The 16,793-nt window shown below is 63.1% G+C and carries 17 protein-coding genes; 8 read left to right on the forward strand and 9 right to left on the reverse strand.

The features are described 5' to 3' along the window. Nucleotides 1–2: 2 nt before the first annotated feature. From pstC to DBV08_RS13065, 4 genes are all read right to left on the reverse strand, one after another. Nucleotides 3–1,094 (reverse strand): phosphate ABC transporter permease subunit PstC, encoded by a 1,092-nt coding sequence (gene pstC / locus DBV08_RS13050; protein ID WP_007733846.1) that lies wholly within the window; start codon nt 1,092–1,094, stop codon nt 3–5. A 62-nt stretch (nt 1,095–1,156) separates the two neighbouring features. Next, nucleotides 1,157–2,275 carry a phosphate ABC transporter substrate-binding protein PstS gene (gene pstS / locus DBV08_RS13055; protein ID WP_095968875.1) on the reverse strand — a complete coding sequence of 373 codons (1,119 nt, stop codon included), beginning with the start codon at nt 2,273–2,275 and terminating at the stop codon, nt 1,157–1,159. Between the two features lie 193 nt (nt 2,276–2,468). After that, nucleotides 2,469–3,368, reverse strand: a complete 900-nt coding sequence (gene mshD, locus DBV08_RS13060; RefSeq protein WP_124567682.1) for a mycothiol synthase — start codon at nt 3,366–3,368, stop codon at nt 2,469–2,471. Nucleotide 3,369: 1 nt separating this feature from the next. Then, nucleotides 3,370–4,122, reverse strand: a complete 753-nt coding sequence (locus DBV08_RS13065; RefSeq protein ID WP_003939728.1) for a response regulator transcription factor — start codon at nt 4,120–4,122, stop codon at nt 3,370–3,372. A gap of 141 nt (nt 4,123–4,263) precedes the next feature. Here DBV08_RS13065 and DBV08_RS13070 point away from each other — a divergent pair, with 141 nt between their 5' ends. From DBV08_RS13070 to DBV08_RS13100, 8 genes are all read left to right on the forward strand, one after another. After that, nucleotides 4,264–5,043: an LmeA family phospholipid-binding protein gene (locus DBV08_RS13070; RefSeq protein ID WP_095968679.1), complete on the forward strand. Its 780-nt coding sequence runs from the start codon at nt 4,264–4,266 to the stop codon at nt 5,041–5,043. After that, nucleotides 5,040–5,516: a thioredoxin family protein gene (locus DBV08_RS13075; RefSeq protein ID WP_124567683.1), complete on the forward strand. Its 477-nt coding sequence runs from the start codon at nt 5,040–5,042 to the stop codon at nt 5,514–5,516. The genes DBV08_RS13070 and DBV08_RS13075 overlap by 4 nt, the downstream gene beginning before the upstream one ends. Before the next feature lie 10 nt (nt 5,517–5,526). After that, a complete protein-coding gene (locus tag DBV08_RS33265; RefSeq protein ID WP_350318872.1) occupies nt 5,527–5,613 on the forward strand; it encodes a putative leader peptide in 87 nt (28 codons plus the stop codon). A 131-nt stretch (nt 5,614–5,744) separates the two neighbouring features. Continuing rightward, nucleotides 5,745–6,215: a DUF4395 domain-containing protein gene (locus tag DBV08_RS13080; RefSeq protein WP_124567684.1), complete on the forward strand. Its 471-nt coding sequence runs from the start codon at nt 5,745–5,747 to the stop codon at nt 6,213–6,215. Nucleotides 6,216–6,289: 74 nt separating this feature from the next. Continuing rightward, on the forward strand, nt 6,290–7,123 hold the full coding sequence (locus tag DBV08_RS13085) for a sulfurtransferase (protein ID WP_003939859.1): 834 nt from the start codon (nt 6,290–6,292) through the stop codon (nt 7,121–7,123). 2 nt (nt 7,124–7,125) lie between these two features. Further along, on the forward strand, nt 7,126–7,431 hold the full coding sequence (locus DBV08_RS13090) for a DUF1416 domain-containing protein (protein WP_095968677.1): 306 nt from the start codon (nt 7,126–7,128) through the stop codon (nt 7,429–7,431). Nucleotides 7,432–7,689: 258 nt separating this feature from the next. Continuing rightward, nucleotides 7,690–8,328 carry an FABP family protein gene (locus DBV08_RS13095; protein ID WP_185564620.1) on the forward strand — a complete coding sequence of 213 codons (639 nt, stop codon included), beginning with the start codon at nt 7,690–7,692 and terminating at the stop codon, nt 8,326–8,328. Nucleotides 8,329–8,472: 144 nt separating this feature from the next. Then, complete coding sequence (locus DBV08_RS13100; RefSeq protein ID WP_124567686.1) at nt 8,473–9,504, forward strand: type IV toxin-antitoxin system AbiEi family antitoxin domain-containing protein; 1,032 nt, start codon at nt 8,473–8,475, stop codon at nt 9,502–9,504. A gap of 233 nt (nt 9,505–9,737) precedes the next feature. Here DBV08_RS13100 and cydC read toward each other — a convergent pair whose 3' ends face one another. From cydC to DBV08_RS13125, 5 genes are all read right to left on the reverse strand, one after another. Next, the gene (cydC, locus tag DBV08_RS13105) at nt 9,738–11,426 is read right to left on the reverse strand and encodes a thiol reductant ABC exporter subunit CydC (protein WP_124567687.1); all 1,689 of its coding nucleotides are present in this window, start codon (nt 11,424–11,426) and stop codon (nt 9,738–9,740) included. Continuing rightward, a complete protein-coding gene (gene cydD / locus DBV08_RS13110; RefSeq protein ID WP_124567688.1) occupies nt 11,416–13,104 on the reverse strand; it encodes a thiol reductant ABC exporter subunit CydD in 1,689 nt (562 codons plus the stop codon). Before cydD ends, cydC begins: the two co-directional genes overlap by 11 nt. A 58-nt stretch (nt 13,105–13,162) precedes the next feature. Then, the gene (gene cydB / locus DBV08_RS13115; protein ID WP_003939727.1) at nt 13,163–14,206 is read right to left on the reverse strand and encodes a cytochrome d ubiquinol oxidase subunit II; all 1,044 of its coding nucleotides are present in this window, start codon (nt 14,204–14,206) and stop codon (nt 13,163–13,165) included. A 9-nt stretch (nt 14,207–14,215) separates the two neighbouring features. Next, nucleotides 14,216–15,715, reverse strand: coding sequence for a cytochrome ubiquinol oxidase subunit I (locus DBV08_RS13120; protein WP_042451401.1), 1,500 nt, complete (start codon nt 15,713–15,715; stop codon nt 14,216–14,218). A 154-nt stretch (nt 15,716–15,869) separates the two neighbouring features. Then, nucleotides 15,870–16,733, reverse strand: coding sequence for an aminodeoxychorismate lyase (locus DBV08_RS13125; RefSeq protein ID WP_124567689.1), 864 nt, complete (start codon nt 16,731–16,733; stop codon nt 15,870–15,872). Between the last annotated feature and the right edge of the window lie 60 nt (nt 16,734–16,793).

Below are 16,793 nucleotides of genomic sequence, written 5' to 3' on the forward strand. Positions count from 1 at the left end.
GGTCAGTCCTTCTTTCCGGCGATCACTGCGCGGGCAGCCGCGTTGACGACGAAGGTCAGCACGAACAGCACCAGTCCAGCCGCGATGTACGCGCCTGCCTGGATGTCGTTGTTGAACTCCGCGTAGCCGAGGGCGATCTTGGAGGCAATGGTCGAGCCGCCGTCGAACAGCGACCAGCCGAAGGCCTGAGAGGTGGTGCGCAGGATCAGGTACAGGGCCATCGTCTCGCCGAGTGCGCGTCCGAGACCGAGCATCGATCCGCTGATGTAGCCGGACTTACCGAACGGGATGACCGTGGTGCGCACAACTTCCCAGCGCGTGGCGCCGAGGGCGAGTGCGGCTTCGATCTGTGATCGCGGGGTCTGGATGAACACCTCGCGGGTCACAGCGGTGATGACCGGAAGGATCATCACGGCAAGGACGATGCCTGCGGTGAAGATGGTGCCGCCGCCGGTGATCGATCCGCTGCCGTCGGCGAAGAGCGGGAACCAGCCGAGAGTGTCGTTGAGCCACACCGCGACCGGGGTGATCGCCGGGGCGAAGACGAGCAGTCCCCACAGGCCGTAGACGATGGACGGCACGGCCGCGAGAAGGTCGATCGTGTACGACAGTGGCCGCGTGAGCCACTTGGGAGAGTACGAAGTCAGGAAGATCGCGATGCCCAGTGCGATCGGCATCGCGAGCACCAGGGCGAACAGCGAGACCAACACCGTGACCTGGAAGAGATCGAGGACACCGAACGCCATCGCGTTGATGTTCTGCGTCACCCATTCACGGCTGGTCAGGAAGTTGACCTGGTTCCGGCTCAAGGCAGGAACAGCACGCCAGATCAGGAACGCGCCGATCGCCGCGATGACAACCGTGATGAAGATTGCCGAACCGGATGCAAGCGAGCTGAAGATGCGGTCACCCGGACGGGTCACCGTCTTGCTGTTGCCGCTGCCCGGACCGTCACCCTTCGGAGGATGCTCGGTTTCTGGAGCCTTGGTGGAAGTAATCGTGTCCTCCGTGGTGCCGTTCGGACCGCCCACCCCGGCCCCGCTGGTTGCGGGGCCGGGAGAACGAGATGTCGAGGTGATGGGCGCGTCACTCATGCGCGCTCACTTCCTTCACGTCTGAATGTAGATCCATGAGCTTGTCCGCACGAGTCTCTAGGTCAGCTGATTGCCGTGATGGACGCGTTGAGGCGATCCTGGACGTTGGCCGGCAGCGGAACGTAACCCTGCTCGGCCAGGTTGGCCTGACCCTCGTTGGCCGCGCTCGTCAGGAACGACTTCACTGCTGCGGAGGTGTCCGCGTCGTAGCCCTTGGAGCAGACGATCGAGTACGTCGCGAGAACCAGCGGGTACGCGCCGGATTCGTTGGTCTTGAAGATCGACGCGAGGTCGAGCGTCAGGTCGCCGGTCGCGTCGGACTTGAACTTCGCGCCTGCGATCGACTTGGCGGCCGAGTCGTTGGTCAGTGCGACTGCTTCGGAGCCGGTGTTGATCTCGGCAACCGAGAGCTTGTTCTGATCGGCGAACGACTTCTCGACGTAGGTGATCGAACCCGGTGCAGTAGCAACTGCCTGTGCAACGCCCGCCGAACCCTTGGCGCCCTCACCGACGCCACCGGTGAAGTCGGACCCTGCGCCCGACGTCCAAGCACCGTTCGATGCCGCGTCGAGGTACTTCTGGAAGTTGTCGGTGGTGCCCGAGGAATCGGAGCGGATCACGGTGGTGATCTTCTCGTCGGGAAGCGAAGCACCGGAGTTGAGCGCGGCGATTGCCGGATCGTTCCACTTGGTGATGCCACCGTTGAAGATCTTCGCGAGAACCTCTGCGTTGAGCACGAGCTTGTCGACGCCGTCGAGGTTGTATGCAACCGCGATCGGGCCGAAGACGAGGGGAAGGTTCCAGGCTTCGCCGCCGACGCAACGCTCCTTGGCCTTGTCGGCCTGCTCGTCCTTGATGGCCGAGTCGGAGCCGGCGAAGTCGATCTGGCCGGCGATGAACTGGGTGCGACCGTCGCCCGAACCGCTGGGGTTGTAAGCGACGTTGACCGTCTTGCCCTTTTCCTGGCATACGGAGATGTAGGTGGCGACGAACTGGTCCATGGCGTTCTTCTGTGCCGAGGAACCAGCGGCAGAGAGGTTGCTCTTGCCTTCGCACGTTGCGTTCGATGCGGACGCGTCCACACCCGTCGACGACGAGTTGTTGTCGCTGCCACATGCGGCCAAGGTCATGGCGCCCACGGCCACTACACCGAGCAGGGCACCACTGCGCTTGAGATTCACCAAGATCCTCCGGAAATCGCTACCGCCACGCCCACGATCGGGCGGCGACATGAGACGCAGAATGATTGAAATCTGCATCAGGCAACACGGCGCTGCCCACAGAGAAAAGTAGGCGGGCGCGGTGTCCGGTTGGACCACACATGGTTAACGGAGAATGAACAGACTGGACATTTCTGCGTGTTCGACTGTGACGTCAGAGCGCGCGAGCGTAAGCCATGTCCACGTGGAACCGATCGAAGCCGAGTCGCTCGTACGTGTGAAGGGCTGCGGTGTTGTCGCCTTCGACGTACAGAAGGACGGTTCCGAGGCCGCGATCACGCAGGTAATGCATGCCCGCAAGAGTCAGTACTCGGCCGAGACCGCGTCCCTGTGCAGCAGGATCGATCCCCACGACGTACACCTCCCCCAGCTCCGGATCGTCACCTTCGGGTGCGTGCACCTTCGTCCAGTGAAAGCCGAGAAGGGTATCGGGATCGGTGTCCGCGAACGCCAGGAACAGACCGGCGGGATCGAACCAACCTTCGGCCGTTCTCTCGTCGATCTCCGCCTGGGTCCAGCCACCCTGCTCGGGATGCCAGGAGAAGGCCGCGTTGTTGACGCGAAGAATCTCGGAATCGTCTTCGGACCCACGATACGTCCGCATCGTTATGCCTTCGGGCACAACGATTTCCGGAAGTTGCGGAGCATCGAGCGGTCGACGCAGCTGGAGGAGTTCACGAACGCTCACCAGATCGAGACTCTTGGCGAATTCCACTGCGGCGTCGATGTTTCCGTGCGCCCACACTCGCGTGCCCGGACGCCCCTCGTCGAATACCGCTGCGGCAAGCCTGGTTCCGATACCGCGGCGCCGGGACTGCGGGTCGACCACCAACTCGGCCATGTCGGGATGCTCGTCCGAACCGGCTTGCAGCTGTGCATAACCGACGACCGTATCGCCGTCGAGTTCGAGAAGATGCCGTGCTGCGCCGCGCCCGGCAACGGCATGGCGCCCCTGCTCCGACACCGGCGCCTTGCCGTCGAAGTCGGTCGCGCGATCGAGCAGCGCGGAAACCTGCTCAGCGGATCCGTCCGCCAGCGAATCGCTCCAACCCATCTCAGACCACCGATCCGTCGGCCGCGTCGTAGTCGACGTCTTCGTCGTCCTCGAACTGAACGGGAGCCGCTGCGCCGCCCTTGGCCCTGGTCGGCCGCACTGCCTTGTATCCGACATTTCGGACTGTACCGATCAAGGACTCGTATTCGGTGCCGAGTTTCGCCCGCAGACGACGCACATGGACGTCGACCGTTCTGGTGCCACCGAAGAAGTCGTAGCCCCACACCTCCTGCAGCAGCTGCGCACGGGTGAAAACCCGGCCGGCGTGCTGCGCGAGGTACTTGAGCAGCTCGAATTCCTTGTAAGTCAAATCAAGGGGCCGTCCACGCAATCGTGCCGTGTACGTCCCCTCGTCGATAACCAGTTCGCCCAGCGTGATCTTTCCCGACGCTTCCGGACTGGCCACACCGCCGCTGCGGGCGACCAACAACCGCAATCGGGCGTCCACCTCAGCCGGACCGGTACCGGGAAGCAGGATGTCGTCCAGCCCCCAGTCGGCGTTGACGGCAACGAGTCCGCCTTCGGTGAGGACGGCGACCACAGGTACTGCGGATCCTGTGCTTCCGAGCAATCGACACAACCCGCGTGCGGCAGCTAGATCAGTGCGCGCATCCACCAATGCCACGTCCGCGGAACTTGCCTCGAGTAGCGAGGAAACCTCTGTGGGGGCAGGCCGAACCGAGTGCGCCAGCAACGCCAACGCCGGTAGTACAGCTTCCGGGTTGGGGTCGGAGGTGAGGAGGAGCAGTTCCACACGGCCTCCTATCTAGTAGCCCGCGCAACCCGCGAGGGCAACGCTCGAGTAGTTCGACGCTTTTGGTCGGTCACTACATTAGCGTGCCTGGTACCGGGGCCGTCGCATCGAACCCCGACCGGAGTCGGTCACAATGGTGCGGTGCGCAAACTGATCATCGGCATCGTCTTCCTCCTCGGCCTCGGACTGGTGGCCGATTTCGGCGCTGCCGCGTACGCCGAGTACCGGGTTTCCCGCGAGCTCCGAACCGGCGCATCACTCGAGGCGGACCCGGAGGTCACCTTCAACGGATTCCCCTTCCTCACCCAAGCTCTCGGCGGGAAATACAAGGACGTCTACGTCAGAGCTACCGGCGTCCAGAGCGACGTGGTCGGCGAAGTGACCGTCGAGGCAGATCTGCGCGGGGTCACCGTTCCTTTCTCCGACATCGTGAACGGCAACGTCACCCAGCTCCCCGTCGACAAACTCGACGGCCGGATGGGAATCAACGCCACCGACCTCGGAAAGCTGCTCAACATCCCTGACCTGCAGGTATCTTCACCTCCGGCCAACAAGTCGGATGGCACCGGCGGTAGCGGTGGAACAGGTGCGAGCACCGCGGGCGCTGTCGTGCTGACCGGAACGGTTGCCGTCGGCCCGATCGAGACTGCAGTGAGCGTGCAGGCCAACCTGGTTCTGGAAGGTGGGCAGGTCAAGATCGTCGCCAGCAACCTGTACTTCGGTCCGGAGGGCAAAGCCGATTTCTCGATCCCCGCAGCACTCGAACCCGTCGTCCTCGGATTGTTCAGCTACACGATCGATCCACAGGCACTCCCCTACGGAATCCAGCCGAGCCTGGTCTACGCGGAAGGCGGAAGAATCGTGATCGAAGGCAGCGCCGAGAACACGACGATCGACCTCGCAGAGCTGCAGAACCGATGACCGGGATCACAATTCTGCTGGTCGCGCTTGTCGCCGTCGTCGCTGTCGGGCTCATTCTCAAGTCGCGCAACGGAAAGGTTCGAGTCACCCCGCCGGCCGCGACCGGCACCGCTGACAGTCGCCTCGAACTGCTCCGCGCGGCTGGAGTCGTGTCGGCGAACGGTGGGCCCGTCGTACTGCATTTCTCCGCCGACTGGTGCGGACCGTGCGCGGCAGTACGCCGCGTCGTCGGTCAGGTCGTGGTGTCGATGGCCGACGCTCCCCGTCCGCCGGTCGAGATCGAACTCGACATCGACAAGGAACCGGCTCTCGCACGCGAAATGAGCGTCCTGTCGCTACCCACCACCTTCATCCTCGACGGTGGCCTCGAGGAACAGTTCCGGGTGTCCGGAGTGCCGTCCGCAGGCGATCTGAAAGCTGCGCTCGTACCACTATCCGGACCCCACGAGCCAAAATCCGAGAATTCGGGGTAAACTCGCCGACGTGCAAACCCGCCACGAGCTGATGCTCACCCGACGCCGCGCAGTAGACCTGTGCCGCCTCGGGGGCTGTTGCTGTACCTGTTGCTGATCACCACATCCGTCAGAACTCTCTGACCTTCGAGCTTTCGCTCTCGTGATCAATCCACCGAGTGGGACTTTTGCGTCCCGTTTTCTCGGTCCACGCACAGCATCATGCAACCCAGCGCAGGAGCACTCCCGATGTCCACAACCACACCCCAACTCGAGCAGGTCGACGTCCGCGGACCTCGATTCGCCGCGTGGGTCACCACCGGCGTTCTCGTACTCACGCTCATCCTCTCGACCTTCTCACTGCCGGCTGCCACTGTGCTTCTCGCACTGCAGGCCATCGTCTTCGCGGTCGGAGCCGTACTCGGCCCCAAGCGCAGCCCGTACGGCCAGATCTTCGGCAAGCTCGTCGCCCCGCGAATCTCGCCGGTCAGCGAACGAGAACCCGTAGCGCCACTTCGCTTCGCTCAGTTCGTCGGCTTCGTCTTCGCATTGGCAGGCACGGTCGGTTTCCTGGCCGGGTCGACGATCGTCGGCACCGTTGCCACGGGCTTCGCCCTGTTCGCGGCCCTGCTCAACGCCGCGTTCGGCATCTGCCTCGGCTGCCAGATCTACCCACTGGTCGCCAGGCTGCGAAATACCGGCCGCGCTACCACCGCGTGAAAGCGCTTGACACACAACCCCACTGAACCCCTGCTGGATATCGACCGACGCAAGACCACATCGAAAGGAACACCATGGCTCGCTCCGACGTCCTAGTCTCCGCTGACTGGGCTGAGCAGAACCTCAACACCCCAAAGACCGTTTTTGTCGAGGTGGACGAGGACACCAGCGCATACGACGGCGGCCACATCGAGGGTGCAGTCAAGCTCGACTGGCGCAAGGACCTCCAGGACGGCGTCCGACGTGACTTCCTGAACCAGGAGCAGTTCTCGGACCTGCTCTCCGCCAAGGGCATTGCGAACGACGACACCGTTGTTCTCTACGGTGGCAACAACAACTGGTTCGCCGCGTACGCGTACTGGTACTTCAAGCTGTACGGCCACCAGGACATCAAGCTGATCGACGGCGGCCGTAAGAAGTGGGAACTCGACGGACGCCCGCTCTCCAAGGACGCAGTCAACCGCGAAGCCACGCAGTACAAGGCCGAGACCCCCGATTTCTCGATCCGCGCATTCCGCGACGAGGTCATCGACGCCATCGGCAGCAAGAACCTCGTCGACGTTCGTAGCCCTGACGAGTTCTCCGGCAAGATCCTCGCTCCCGCGCACCTTCCGCAGGAGCAGGCGCAGCAGCGCGGCCACGTCCCCGGAGCCATCAACATCCCGTGGAGCACCACCGCCAACGAGGACGGCACGTTCAAGTCGGACGACGACCTCGCCAAGCTGTACGCGGAGAAGGGCTTCGACGACACCAAGGAAACGATCGCCTACTGCCGCATCGGCGAGCGCTCGAGCCACACCTGGTTCGTGCTGCAGGAGATCCTCGGCAAGAACAACGTCAAGAACTACGACGGCAGCTGGGTCGAATACGGCTCACTCGTCGGCGCACCGATCGAATTGGGAGCCTGATCATGTGTGGAGCACCTACCCAGGGCCAGACCCTGCCTGCCGGCGTCGACGTCGAGAAGGAAACGGTCATCACCGGCCGTGTTCTCGCCGCTGACGGCCAGCCCATCGGTGGCGCATTCGTGCGCCTGCTCGACGGCTCCGGAGAGTTCACGGCCGAGGTCGTGGCATCGGGAACCGGCGATTTCCGCTTCTTCGCCGCTCCGGGCGAGTGGACCGTGCGTGCACTGTCCAGCTCGGGCAACGGCACCTCCACCGTCACTCCCGAAGGCTCGGGCGTGCACAACGTGGACGTGACCGTCAGCAAGTAATTCCTGCTTTTTCAGGCGGCCCCGCACCCCTTCGGTGCGGGGCCTTCTGCATTCCGGCTCCCGATTTTTCCGGTCGGTCGCCGCGGTCTAAGATGTACCCGTGGTCATTTTCTTCGAGGTACTCCTCGCACTCGCATCCGTCATGATCGCTTGGTTCTCCGTGTACGTCGTGTACCGCTTGGTCACCGACGAGTCGTGAGTCAGGCTCCGGATTCAGGGTCCGACGCGACCGCTGACGATTCCGCCGCTGCAGGTGCCGTGAGGCGCGGCAGCGGGGACGAAGCTGTCGCCATCGCCGTCGAGCGTTCCAAGTCGACGGCGTCACTCAACATCCCGACCCTGCCGGACCTTCCGTTGCCAGAGGACACCGCAAACCTGCGCCTCGGCCCGGACATCAATCCCGAACTCCTCGCACTGCTCCCCCTCGTCGGCGTCTGGCGCGGCGAAGGTGAAGGGCACGACGAGACCGGCGACTACGCCTTCGGTCAGCAGATCGTCATCTCTCACGACGGCGGCCCCTACCTCAATTGGGAGTCCCGGTCCTGGCGCCTCGACGCCGAGGGCAACTACGTGAGCCCCGATCTGCGCGAGAGCGGTTACTGGCGCATGGGCGGCGACGGCATCCCCGGCAGCGTCAATCAGGAAGTCGTCGAACTCCTGCTCAGCCACAGCTCCGGCGTCGTCGAAATGTACTACGGGCGCGCACTCACCCAGGCGTCGTGGGAACTTGCCACCGACGTGGTGATCCGCAGCCAGTCCGGTGCACTGTACGGCGGCGCGAAGCGCCTGTACGGCATCGTCGAAGGCGGCGACCTCGCGTACGTCGAAGAGCGCATCATGTCTGACGGTGGCCTGGAGCCGCGCCTCTCGGCGCGGCTGACCCGCTACATCGGCTAGCTCTGCTGTGCGCCTTTATTAACCCCCGGCGGTTAATAAAGGCGCACAGCAGATCCATCCACAGCCACCGACAAATTCCACAGGTGGGCTCTGGAGCGGCATCTTCGACCGATTCCTGTCGGACCGGGATCTCACGGTATTCGCATGAACTGCGACTACATCGATCCTGATCTCCGAAGAATTCTCGACTTCCAACACGGACTCGCGACCAATAAACAGTTGCGCCCTTTCGGCTATTCGCCGCGGCGAATCCAGCATCTGGTCGAATCGGGCCAATGGACTTCCGTCCTCCACGGCGTTCAATCCAGCACCAACGGCCCACTCAACCGAGCAATGATTCTCGAGGCCGCACTGCTGTTCGGCGGCGGAGAGACTTATCTGAGTCACCGGACTGCAGCTGAAGAGTGGGGACTCACGCACATCGAGTCCGATCTGCCGGTCCACATCACGGTCCGATACGGCAGATCCTCGCGCTGCCAGAGTCCGACGGTCAGACCCGAACGCTCCCCGGCGCGCCCCGTTCCGTTGGGGTGGTCCACTGCCCATCCCGGAGTGATCGTTCATCGTTCACGCGCTCAGGCCCACATCGGCGTTGCCACTCAGCCTGCTCGTACTTCGCTGGCTGACACCGCAATTGACCTGGCGGTTGCAGAGCCGTCGGCTCGCGACGCCGCTCGTTCTCTGGTCCGCTCCGCCACGGCCTGCAAGGTGTCGCGGATGGAACTACGCACCCGAATGGAGTACCGCCGGCCGAGGCGATATGTCAAAGCGCTGTCCTCGACATTGGACCTCCTGGATCGCGGCGTCCAGTCGGTACTCGAGCATCGCTATGCAATCGAAGTCGAGCGAGCACACGGTCTGCCGGAAGCACGACGGCAATCGCCGGTCCTCGTCGATGGGAGAACTCTCTACGAGGACGTCGACTACCGCAATTGCGGTGTCGCACTGATCGTTCGACTCGACGGATTCGCCTTCCACTCATCTCGGGCGACTGCGCTGCGGGATCGTCGGAGAGGAAACGCATCCGAACTGTCAGGCAATGCCACGCTGGTCTTCGGTTGGGAAGAAGTGGAAGGAGCCTCGTGCCGAACTGCAGCCGAGGTCAGAGCGATCCTCGAGCGCGGTGGATGGTGGGGACCCAATCCTTGTCCACGCTGTGCGCCTTTATTAANNTAATAAAGGCGCACAGCACGAAGCGACCCCCGAGCCACACCCGCGCTTTCGCACGGGTCCCGGTCGGACTGATCGGGGGCTCGGGGGTCGGGTGGCTGCCTGGGATTCGCCGGCCGCTCACGCGGTAAGTGAATTCCATCAGCGATTGCGGCTAGCTGGCAGCCACCTCACGCGTCCGTCTGTACTTCAATTTCAGACCACCTCCTTCCTTGTGTACAGGAGAAAGTACGCCCACTTCACGACGACGGCAACGTATTTTCCACAGAAACTTTTCCGACGCATATCACCTGGTCAGTTGCTGTGCCGTCCGGAAGTTGGTGGGTGACGACAACCACGGTTCGCGAAGAATCGACCAGCGTTGCGTCGCGACCGAGCAACTCGCGGAGCAACTGAGCGCCGGCCTCCGCGTCCATGTGCTCGGTCGGCTCGTCGAGCAGCAATACCTCCGCGGGCGAGACGATCGCGCGTGCCAACAGCAACCGACGACGCTCACCGCCCGAAACCGCTCGCATACCGCCGACCAGGTAGGTGTCGAGTCCGTCCGGCAGTTCCGACAGCCACTCTCCGAGACCAACGGCGGCAAGTGCCTTCTCCGCGTCCTCGGCGGTGAGGTCACCCCGCGCGACGCGCAGGTTCTCGAGTACCGACGTCTCGAAAAGGTGTGCGTCTTCGGCGAAGTATCCGACGTGCCGACGCAGTTCGGCCGGATCGATATCCGAAACATCCACTCCGCCGACGCGAACCGTTCCCGCGACGGGTGGTAGCAGTCCCGCCATCGTCATCAGCGCGGTGGTCTTTCCCGATCCGCTCTCACCGACCACGGCAACACGAGCACCGCGAGGAAGATCCACAGACAGCGGTTCGGTCACCTTCCCACCGGGCCAACCTGCCTGCAACGCGTGCACGCTGAGAGCCCCGTTCTCGGGCCACGCACGATCACCTTCGACGTGTTCCTCGGCTGCTCGATCGAGGACCGCCATGATGCGAGCCGACGCCAGTCGCGCCTTGGTCAATGCCACCGCCGCGCTGGGCAGGATCGCGGTTCCCTCGAATGCCGACAGGGGAAGCAGTACAAGGATTCCCATGGACATCGGTGACATGTCGGTGGTTCCGTACAGCGTGATTCCGATCAGCAACGCCCCGAGAACGCTCACACCGATTGCGAGAGGTGTCGCGGCGGCGGCAAAGGCACTCGGGACCGCCGCGCGATCGGTTGCGTCGACCACCTCGTTTTCGGCGGACACCGCCTCGCTCACGGCCTGATCCAAGCGACCTGATACCCGAAGCTCAGCGGAATGATCGAGCGCCGTCACAGCGGACTCACTGAATCGCGCTGCGGCAGCTGAACTGTCGGCCTCGGCGAGTCGAGCTGCACGCGCCGAAAGCCAGGGTGCCGCGATCCCGGACACGGCCAGCGCAACAGCCAGAATGAGCGCAGCCGGAACCGAGATGAACAACAAGATGCCCACCGCAGCGAACGCGAGGACAACCGAAACAGCGATCGGGATCAGCGCTTTGACGACTACGTCGCCCAGCGCGTCCACATCGGCGCCGGTACGTGCGAGCAGGTCACCGCGTCGTAGTCCGGCGGCGGCCGCGGGATCTCCCGCTGCCAACTGCTGGTAGATCCTCGACCGCGCTGCAGTGGTGCCGCGCAACGCGACGTCGTGCGTCGTCAATCGCTCGAGGTAGCGGAAGACACCACGCGAGATTCCCAACGCGCGCACGGCAACCACCGCAACGCTGAGATCGAGAACGGGAGGCATCTCCCAAGCACGCGTGATCAACCACGCGGACAGCGCGGCCAAGGCGAGGGCACTGCCGAGTGTTGCCACACCGGCGGCCACCGCAGTCAGTACGCGTCGTGGTCGAAGTTCGAGTAGTTGCAGAGCACGCAGGAGCGGATCGTGAGTGTCACTTCTCATGGGCACGAACCTCGACGATCTGGTCAGCTGCGGCAAGCACACTCGGACGGTGGCCGATCACGACGACGGTGTCACCACGCTCCGCCCGTGCTCTCAGAGAAGCCAACACTGTCCCTTCCGAATCGGAGTCGAGGTGAGCGGTGGGCTCGTCCAGGATGAGAACAGCACGGTCGGAAGCGAGCACGCGTGTCAGCGCCAGACGTTGACGCTGCCCCAGCGACAGACCTGTGCCGCCGGCACCGATGACTGTCTCGACACCCGCAGGAAGCTCGGCCAGCACGGCCTCGAATCCCGTCGCAGCGGCGGCACGAGTCAACGCCTGTGCATCAACGACCCCGGTGAGATCGAGATTCTCGCGAACAGTGCCCGGTAGGAGGACCGGATGCTGGGGCAGCCAAGCCAATTGACTCCACCACGCGTTCTCGTCCAGCTCTCGAACATCGACGCCGGCAACCGTCACACGCCCACTGCTCGGTTCGATCAACCCGAGTAGCGCGTGCACTGCCGTCGACTTGCCGCAGCCGTTGGGCCCGGTGAGCACGGTGATCTTCCCTGGCGACGCCACGGCGGAAAGTTGAGACGGTGCGACTCCCCCACGAGAGGTCACGCCGAGTCCGTCGAAGACGATGTCGGCGCCGCGCGCGACCACCGTCGTCCAACCGCCCTCCGGCGCAGCAGAATCCGCTTCGATCACCTCGAACGCCTTGTCTGCTGCTGCCATTCCGTCCTCGGCGGCATGGAACTGGGTTCCCACCATCCGAAGCGGCAGGTACACCTCGGGCGCGAGGATCAACGCGACGATCCCCGGCTCGAGCGACATGTCCCCGTACACCAGTCGCAAGCCGATGCTCACGGCCACCAACGCGACGCAGAGTGTAGCGAGCAGTTCCAGCACCATCGAGGACAGGAACGCGACGCGCAGAGCAGACATCGTCGTTCGCCGATGGGCGTCACCGAGTTCACGTACCCGCTCGGCAGGACCTTGCTGACGACCGAGCGCTCGCAGCGTCGGCAAACCGGCAAGTAGATCGAGCAGTTGTGAAGACAACGTGGTCATCGCTGCCAGCGTCTTCTCCGATTTACCCTTTGTCAGCAAGCCGATCAGAATCATGAAGATCGGAATCAGCGGCAGCGTCACGAAAATGATGACCGCAGACGTCATGTCCTGCACCGCAATGACTATCAGGGTGATGGGCGTCAGTGTCACCGACAGGACCAGAGCCGGAAGGTATCCCGTCAGGTACGGACCGAGGCCGTCGACACCGCGGGTGACCACGGTCGCGATTTCGTCACGCCGAGGATCCAGATCGCGCGGGCTCATTGCCGTCGCCGACGTCAGCACGCCGTTCTTGATCTCGGCAACGACGCGAGTCGACGCCCGGTGTGCATACCTGGTCTGCAGCCAGGTCCCCAGAACTCGGACCGCCACAGCTGCGGCCAGAACAACCAATTCGGTTGTCCACGAAGAAACATCCACAGTTCGAGTGGTGATCACTCCGGCCAGCACCCGGCCGATCATGAGCGCCGCGACGATGACCATCACGACGTTCACCATCGACAGAGCGACCGTCAGGATCAGATAGCCGCGCGCAGAAGCGGAATGGCGCCACAGTCGCGGGTCGATCGGCCCCCGGCGACGCTCCCGAGTGGTGGGAGCGTCGCCTACTTCGATAGTCACGTGAATTCGACCGTCAGTTCTTTCGTGATCCGATTCTTTTGTGAATCAAGGTTGGTGACTACCACGTCTTCTCCTTGAATCGCAGACCGATCGACGCCGGAATCTGCTTGGAGGAGATGCGCTGTCGGAACACCCAGTACGTCCATCCCTGGTAGATGATCACCACCGGCGTCATGAATGCCGCGGCCCACGTCATCACCTTGAGCGTGTACGGACTCGACGACGCGTTCTCGATGGTCAGGCTGTACGCCGGATCGAGCGTCGACGGCATGACGTTCGGGAACAGCGAGGCGAACAACAGTACGACGGTGGCGATGACTGCCACACAGGTGAGAACGAAAGCCCAGCCTTCACGCTCGGCCCGCGTCAGGAAGACGACGCCGATCAGTGCCGCAGCAGCGGCGGCTACCAGAATCCACGTCCATCCCTTGCCGTAGGCGAGTTGTGTCCACAGCACGAATCCACCGGCGACCGGGATCGCCGGAATTGCCAGTCGTGCAGCAATTTTCACTGCGTCTTCACGAACCTCGTCGGCACTCTTGAGTGCCAGGAACACAGCGCCGTGGAGGGCGAACACCAGCGCGGTGGTCAGACCGCCGAGAAGTGCGTACGGATTGAGCAGATCGAAGAATCCCGACTCGACCTGCTTGTCGGCGTTGATCGCCACGCCCCGAACGATGTTCGCGAAAGCCACGCCCCAGAGAACTGCCGGGACCCAGGAGCCGAAGATGATGCCCCAGTCGCAGCGCTGACGCCATTTGTCGTCGTCGATCTTGCTTCGCCATTCGATGGCACAGATTCGAACGATCAAGGCCACCAGGATGATCAGCAACGGTAGATAGAACCCGGAGAACAACGTCGCGTACCACTCCGGGAATGCCGCGAACATCGCGCCACCGGCCGTGATCAGCCACACCTCGTTGCCGTCCCACACCGGGCCGATCGTGTTGAGCGCCACGCGTCGACGCGTATCTGCCGGGAGGTCACTGCCTCTGCCGACGATCGGCATGAGCATTCCGACACCGAAGTCGAACCCTTCGAGGACGAAGTAACCGATGAACAGTACTGCGACGAGCACGAACCATACTTCTTGAAGTCCCATGATCGCCTCCTAGTACGCGAACGACAGTTGTTTGGGCTTGTCCGGATCTTCCGGCTCGTCATGATCTGTATCGCCCGGCGGATGCATGTCGTGCTCCAGCGGACCTTCCTTCGCGTACCGCACGATCAGCTTGAACCAGACCACACCCAGTGCTCCGTACAAGAGAGTGAAGGTGATCAGCGAGGCCCAGACGGTAGCCGACGCGTGGTCCGAAACACCTTGGTCGACAGTCAGTCTGATCATGTCGACGCCGGTCGGATTGGGATGCACCACCCAGGGCTGACGGCCCATCTCGGTGAAGATCCAGCCGGCGCTGTTCGCCATGAAGGGAGTGGGAATCGCGACGAGACTGAGGATTCCGAACCACTTCTGGTCCGGGACCCGTCCCTTGCGTGTGACCCACAGTCCCGCGAGGGCCAGCGCTGCCGAACCGGCGGCAAGGCCGATCATTGCGCGGAAGGACCAGTACGTGACAAAGAGATTCGGTCGGTAGTTGCCCGGTCCGAAGTCCTGCTCCGCCTGCTCCTGCAGCTGGTTCACACCTTGCAGTTCGACACCGGTGAACTTGCCTTCGGCCAACCACGGCAGAACGAACGGCACCTTCAGAACGTGCGTCACGCTGTCACAGTTGTTGTGCGTACCGATGGTGAGAATCGAGAAGTCCGGATCCATCTCGGTGTCGCACAGCGATTCTGCCGACGCCATCTTCATCGGCTGCTGCTGGAACATGAGCTTGCCTTGGACGTCACCGGTGTAGATGATGCCGATTCCGGCCACGATCATGACGAGCAAGGCGAATCGTGTTGCCGGGCGGTACATCGTGCGCGCATCGGATTCGAGACGTTCGGCTTCGGCGGCCTCAGCTTGCTTGGCGCGGCGCATGTTCCGCACCATCCACCAACCACTGATGCCGGCAACAAACGTCGCCGCCGTCAGGAAGGCGCCCGCTACCGCGTGCGGGAAGGCAGCAAGAGCGGTGTTGTTGGTCAACAGCTCCCAGATGCTGGTGAGCTCGGCACGGCCCGTTTCAGGGTTGTACGTCGCACCGACCGGATGCTGCATGAACGAGTTGGCCGCGATGATGAAGAACGCCGACGCATTGACGCCGATCGCCACGAGCCAAATACACGCCAGGTGTACAAGTTTGGGCAGCCTGCCCCAACCGAAGATCCACAGTCCGATGAAGACGGACTCCATGAAGAAGGCGACGAGGCCTTCCAACGCGAGCGGAGCTCCGAAGACGTCACCGACGAATCGCGAGTACTCGCTCCAGTTCATACCGAACTGGAACTCCTGCACGATGCCGGTGGCTACACCGAGTGCGAAGTTGATGAGGAAGAGCTTGCCGAAAAACTTGGTGAGCCGATACCAGTGGTCCTTTTTGGTGACCACCCACATCGTCTGCATGATCGCGATCATCGGCGCAAGTCCGATGGTCAGCGGAACAAGGATGAAGTGGTAGACGGTAGTGATACCGAACTGCCACCTGGAGACGTCCAAAGTATCCATTGGCTACTCCGAGAGTAGGGCCCTGGGACAGGCTTCGGGGTTCGAGACGCGGGCAGTCGCTCGGCCCCTGCGGACACGGTACTGCTGTCCGGTTTGGACCGCAGGACTTTGCTACTACCAAATGTAGTAGAGACCTGTCGCGATTCCTATTCGCCTATCGCCCTGCTGAATCCGAATCAATTGCACGTTCAACCAATTCCGCGAATTCCTCGGAGACCTTCGGCTCTGGCAATGCGAGCCCGTCGAGTGTATGGACGCGCGCGGCCAGTGTGACGCTCGAAACCATCCACACTCCGTCGGCCGCAATCAAATCCGCAGGTCGGAGGGTTTCGTATCGGCAATCGAAGCGAGCGCTGCCGGCAACGTCGAACAGGGCACGCTGCGTCGTACCCATCAAAATGCCCTGTGCGGGAGGCGGTGTGATCAAAGTCCTGTCCCGAACGATCACCACCGTCGAGCGTGGCCCCTCCAACACATTGCCCTCGGAACTGACGAAGATCACATCGTCGGCACCCAAATTCGCCGCATATCGGAGCGCTGCCATGTTGGTTGCGTAGGACAACGTCTTCGCGCCCAGCAGCTGCCAGGGCGCCCGGGCAGAGAGATCGACGGAGAAACCTCGCTCGAGCGTCATCACCGACAGCCCCGATTCCCGGACCTGCCTGACCCGATCGGCCACCGGACCGACCATCACGAAGGCTGTCGGCTTGTCGCCACTCTCACGGCCGCGGGTCAGAACGAGACGAAGAGCGCCTTCCTCCTCGGTCCCCCACTCCTCTGCAGCCATCTCGATCGCCAGACGCCAGTCGTCGAGAACGGGAGCGGGCAGGCCGAGTGCCCGCGCGCTCAGAACCAGTCGACTCAGGTGTCCCTCGACCACCCGGGCGCGGCCGTCGCGTACCAACAGCGTCTCGAAGACTCCGTCGCCGCGCACCACCGCCAGGTCGTCGGCGTGCAGAAACGGTGCGTCAGCATCGAGCACCTCATGGTCGAGAGTCACCAATACGCGATCAGGCATGCCATCAACCCTAACGATCCGCCAAGCCGCCGGGGCCGCCCTGTAACCGCGATCCCGCCC

Origin of the sequence: Rhodococcus sp. KBW08 (assembly GCF_003852455.1) — a bacterium.
Taxonomy (GTDB): domain Bacteria; phylum Actinomycetota; class Actinomycetes; order Mycobacteriales; family Mycobacteriaceae; genus Rhodococcus_F; species Rhodococcus_F baikonurensis.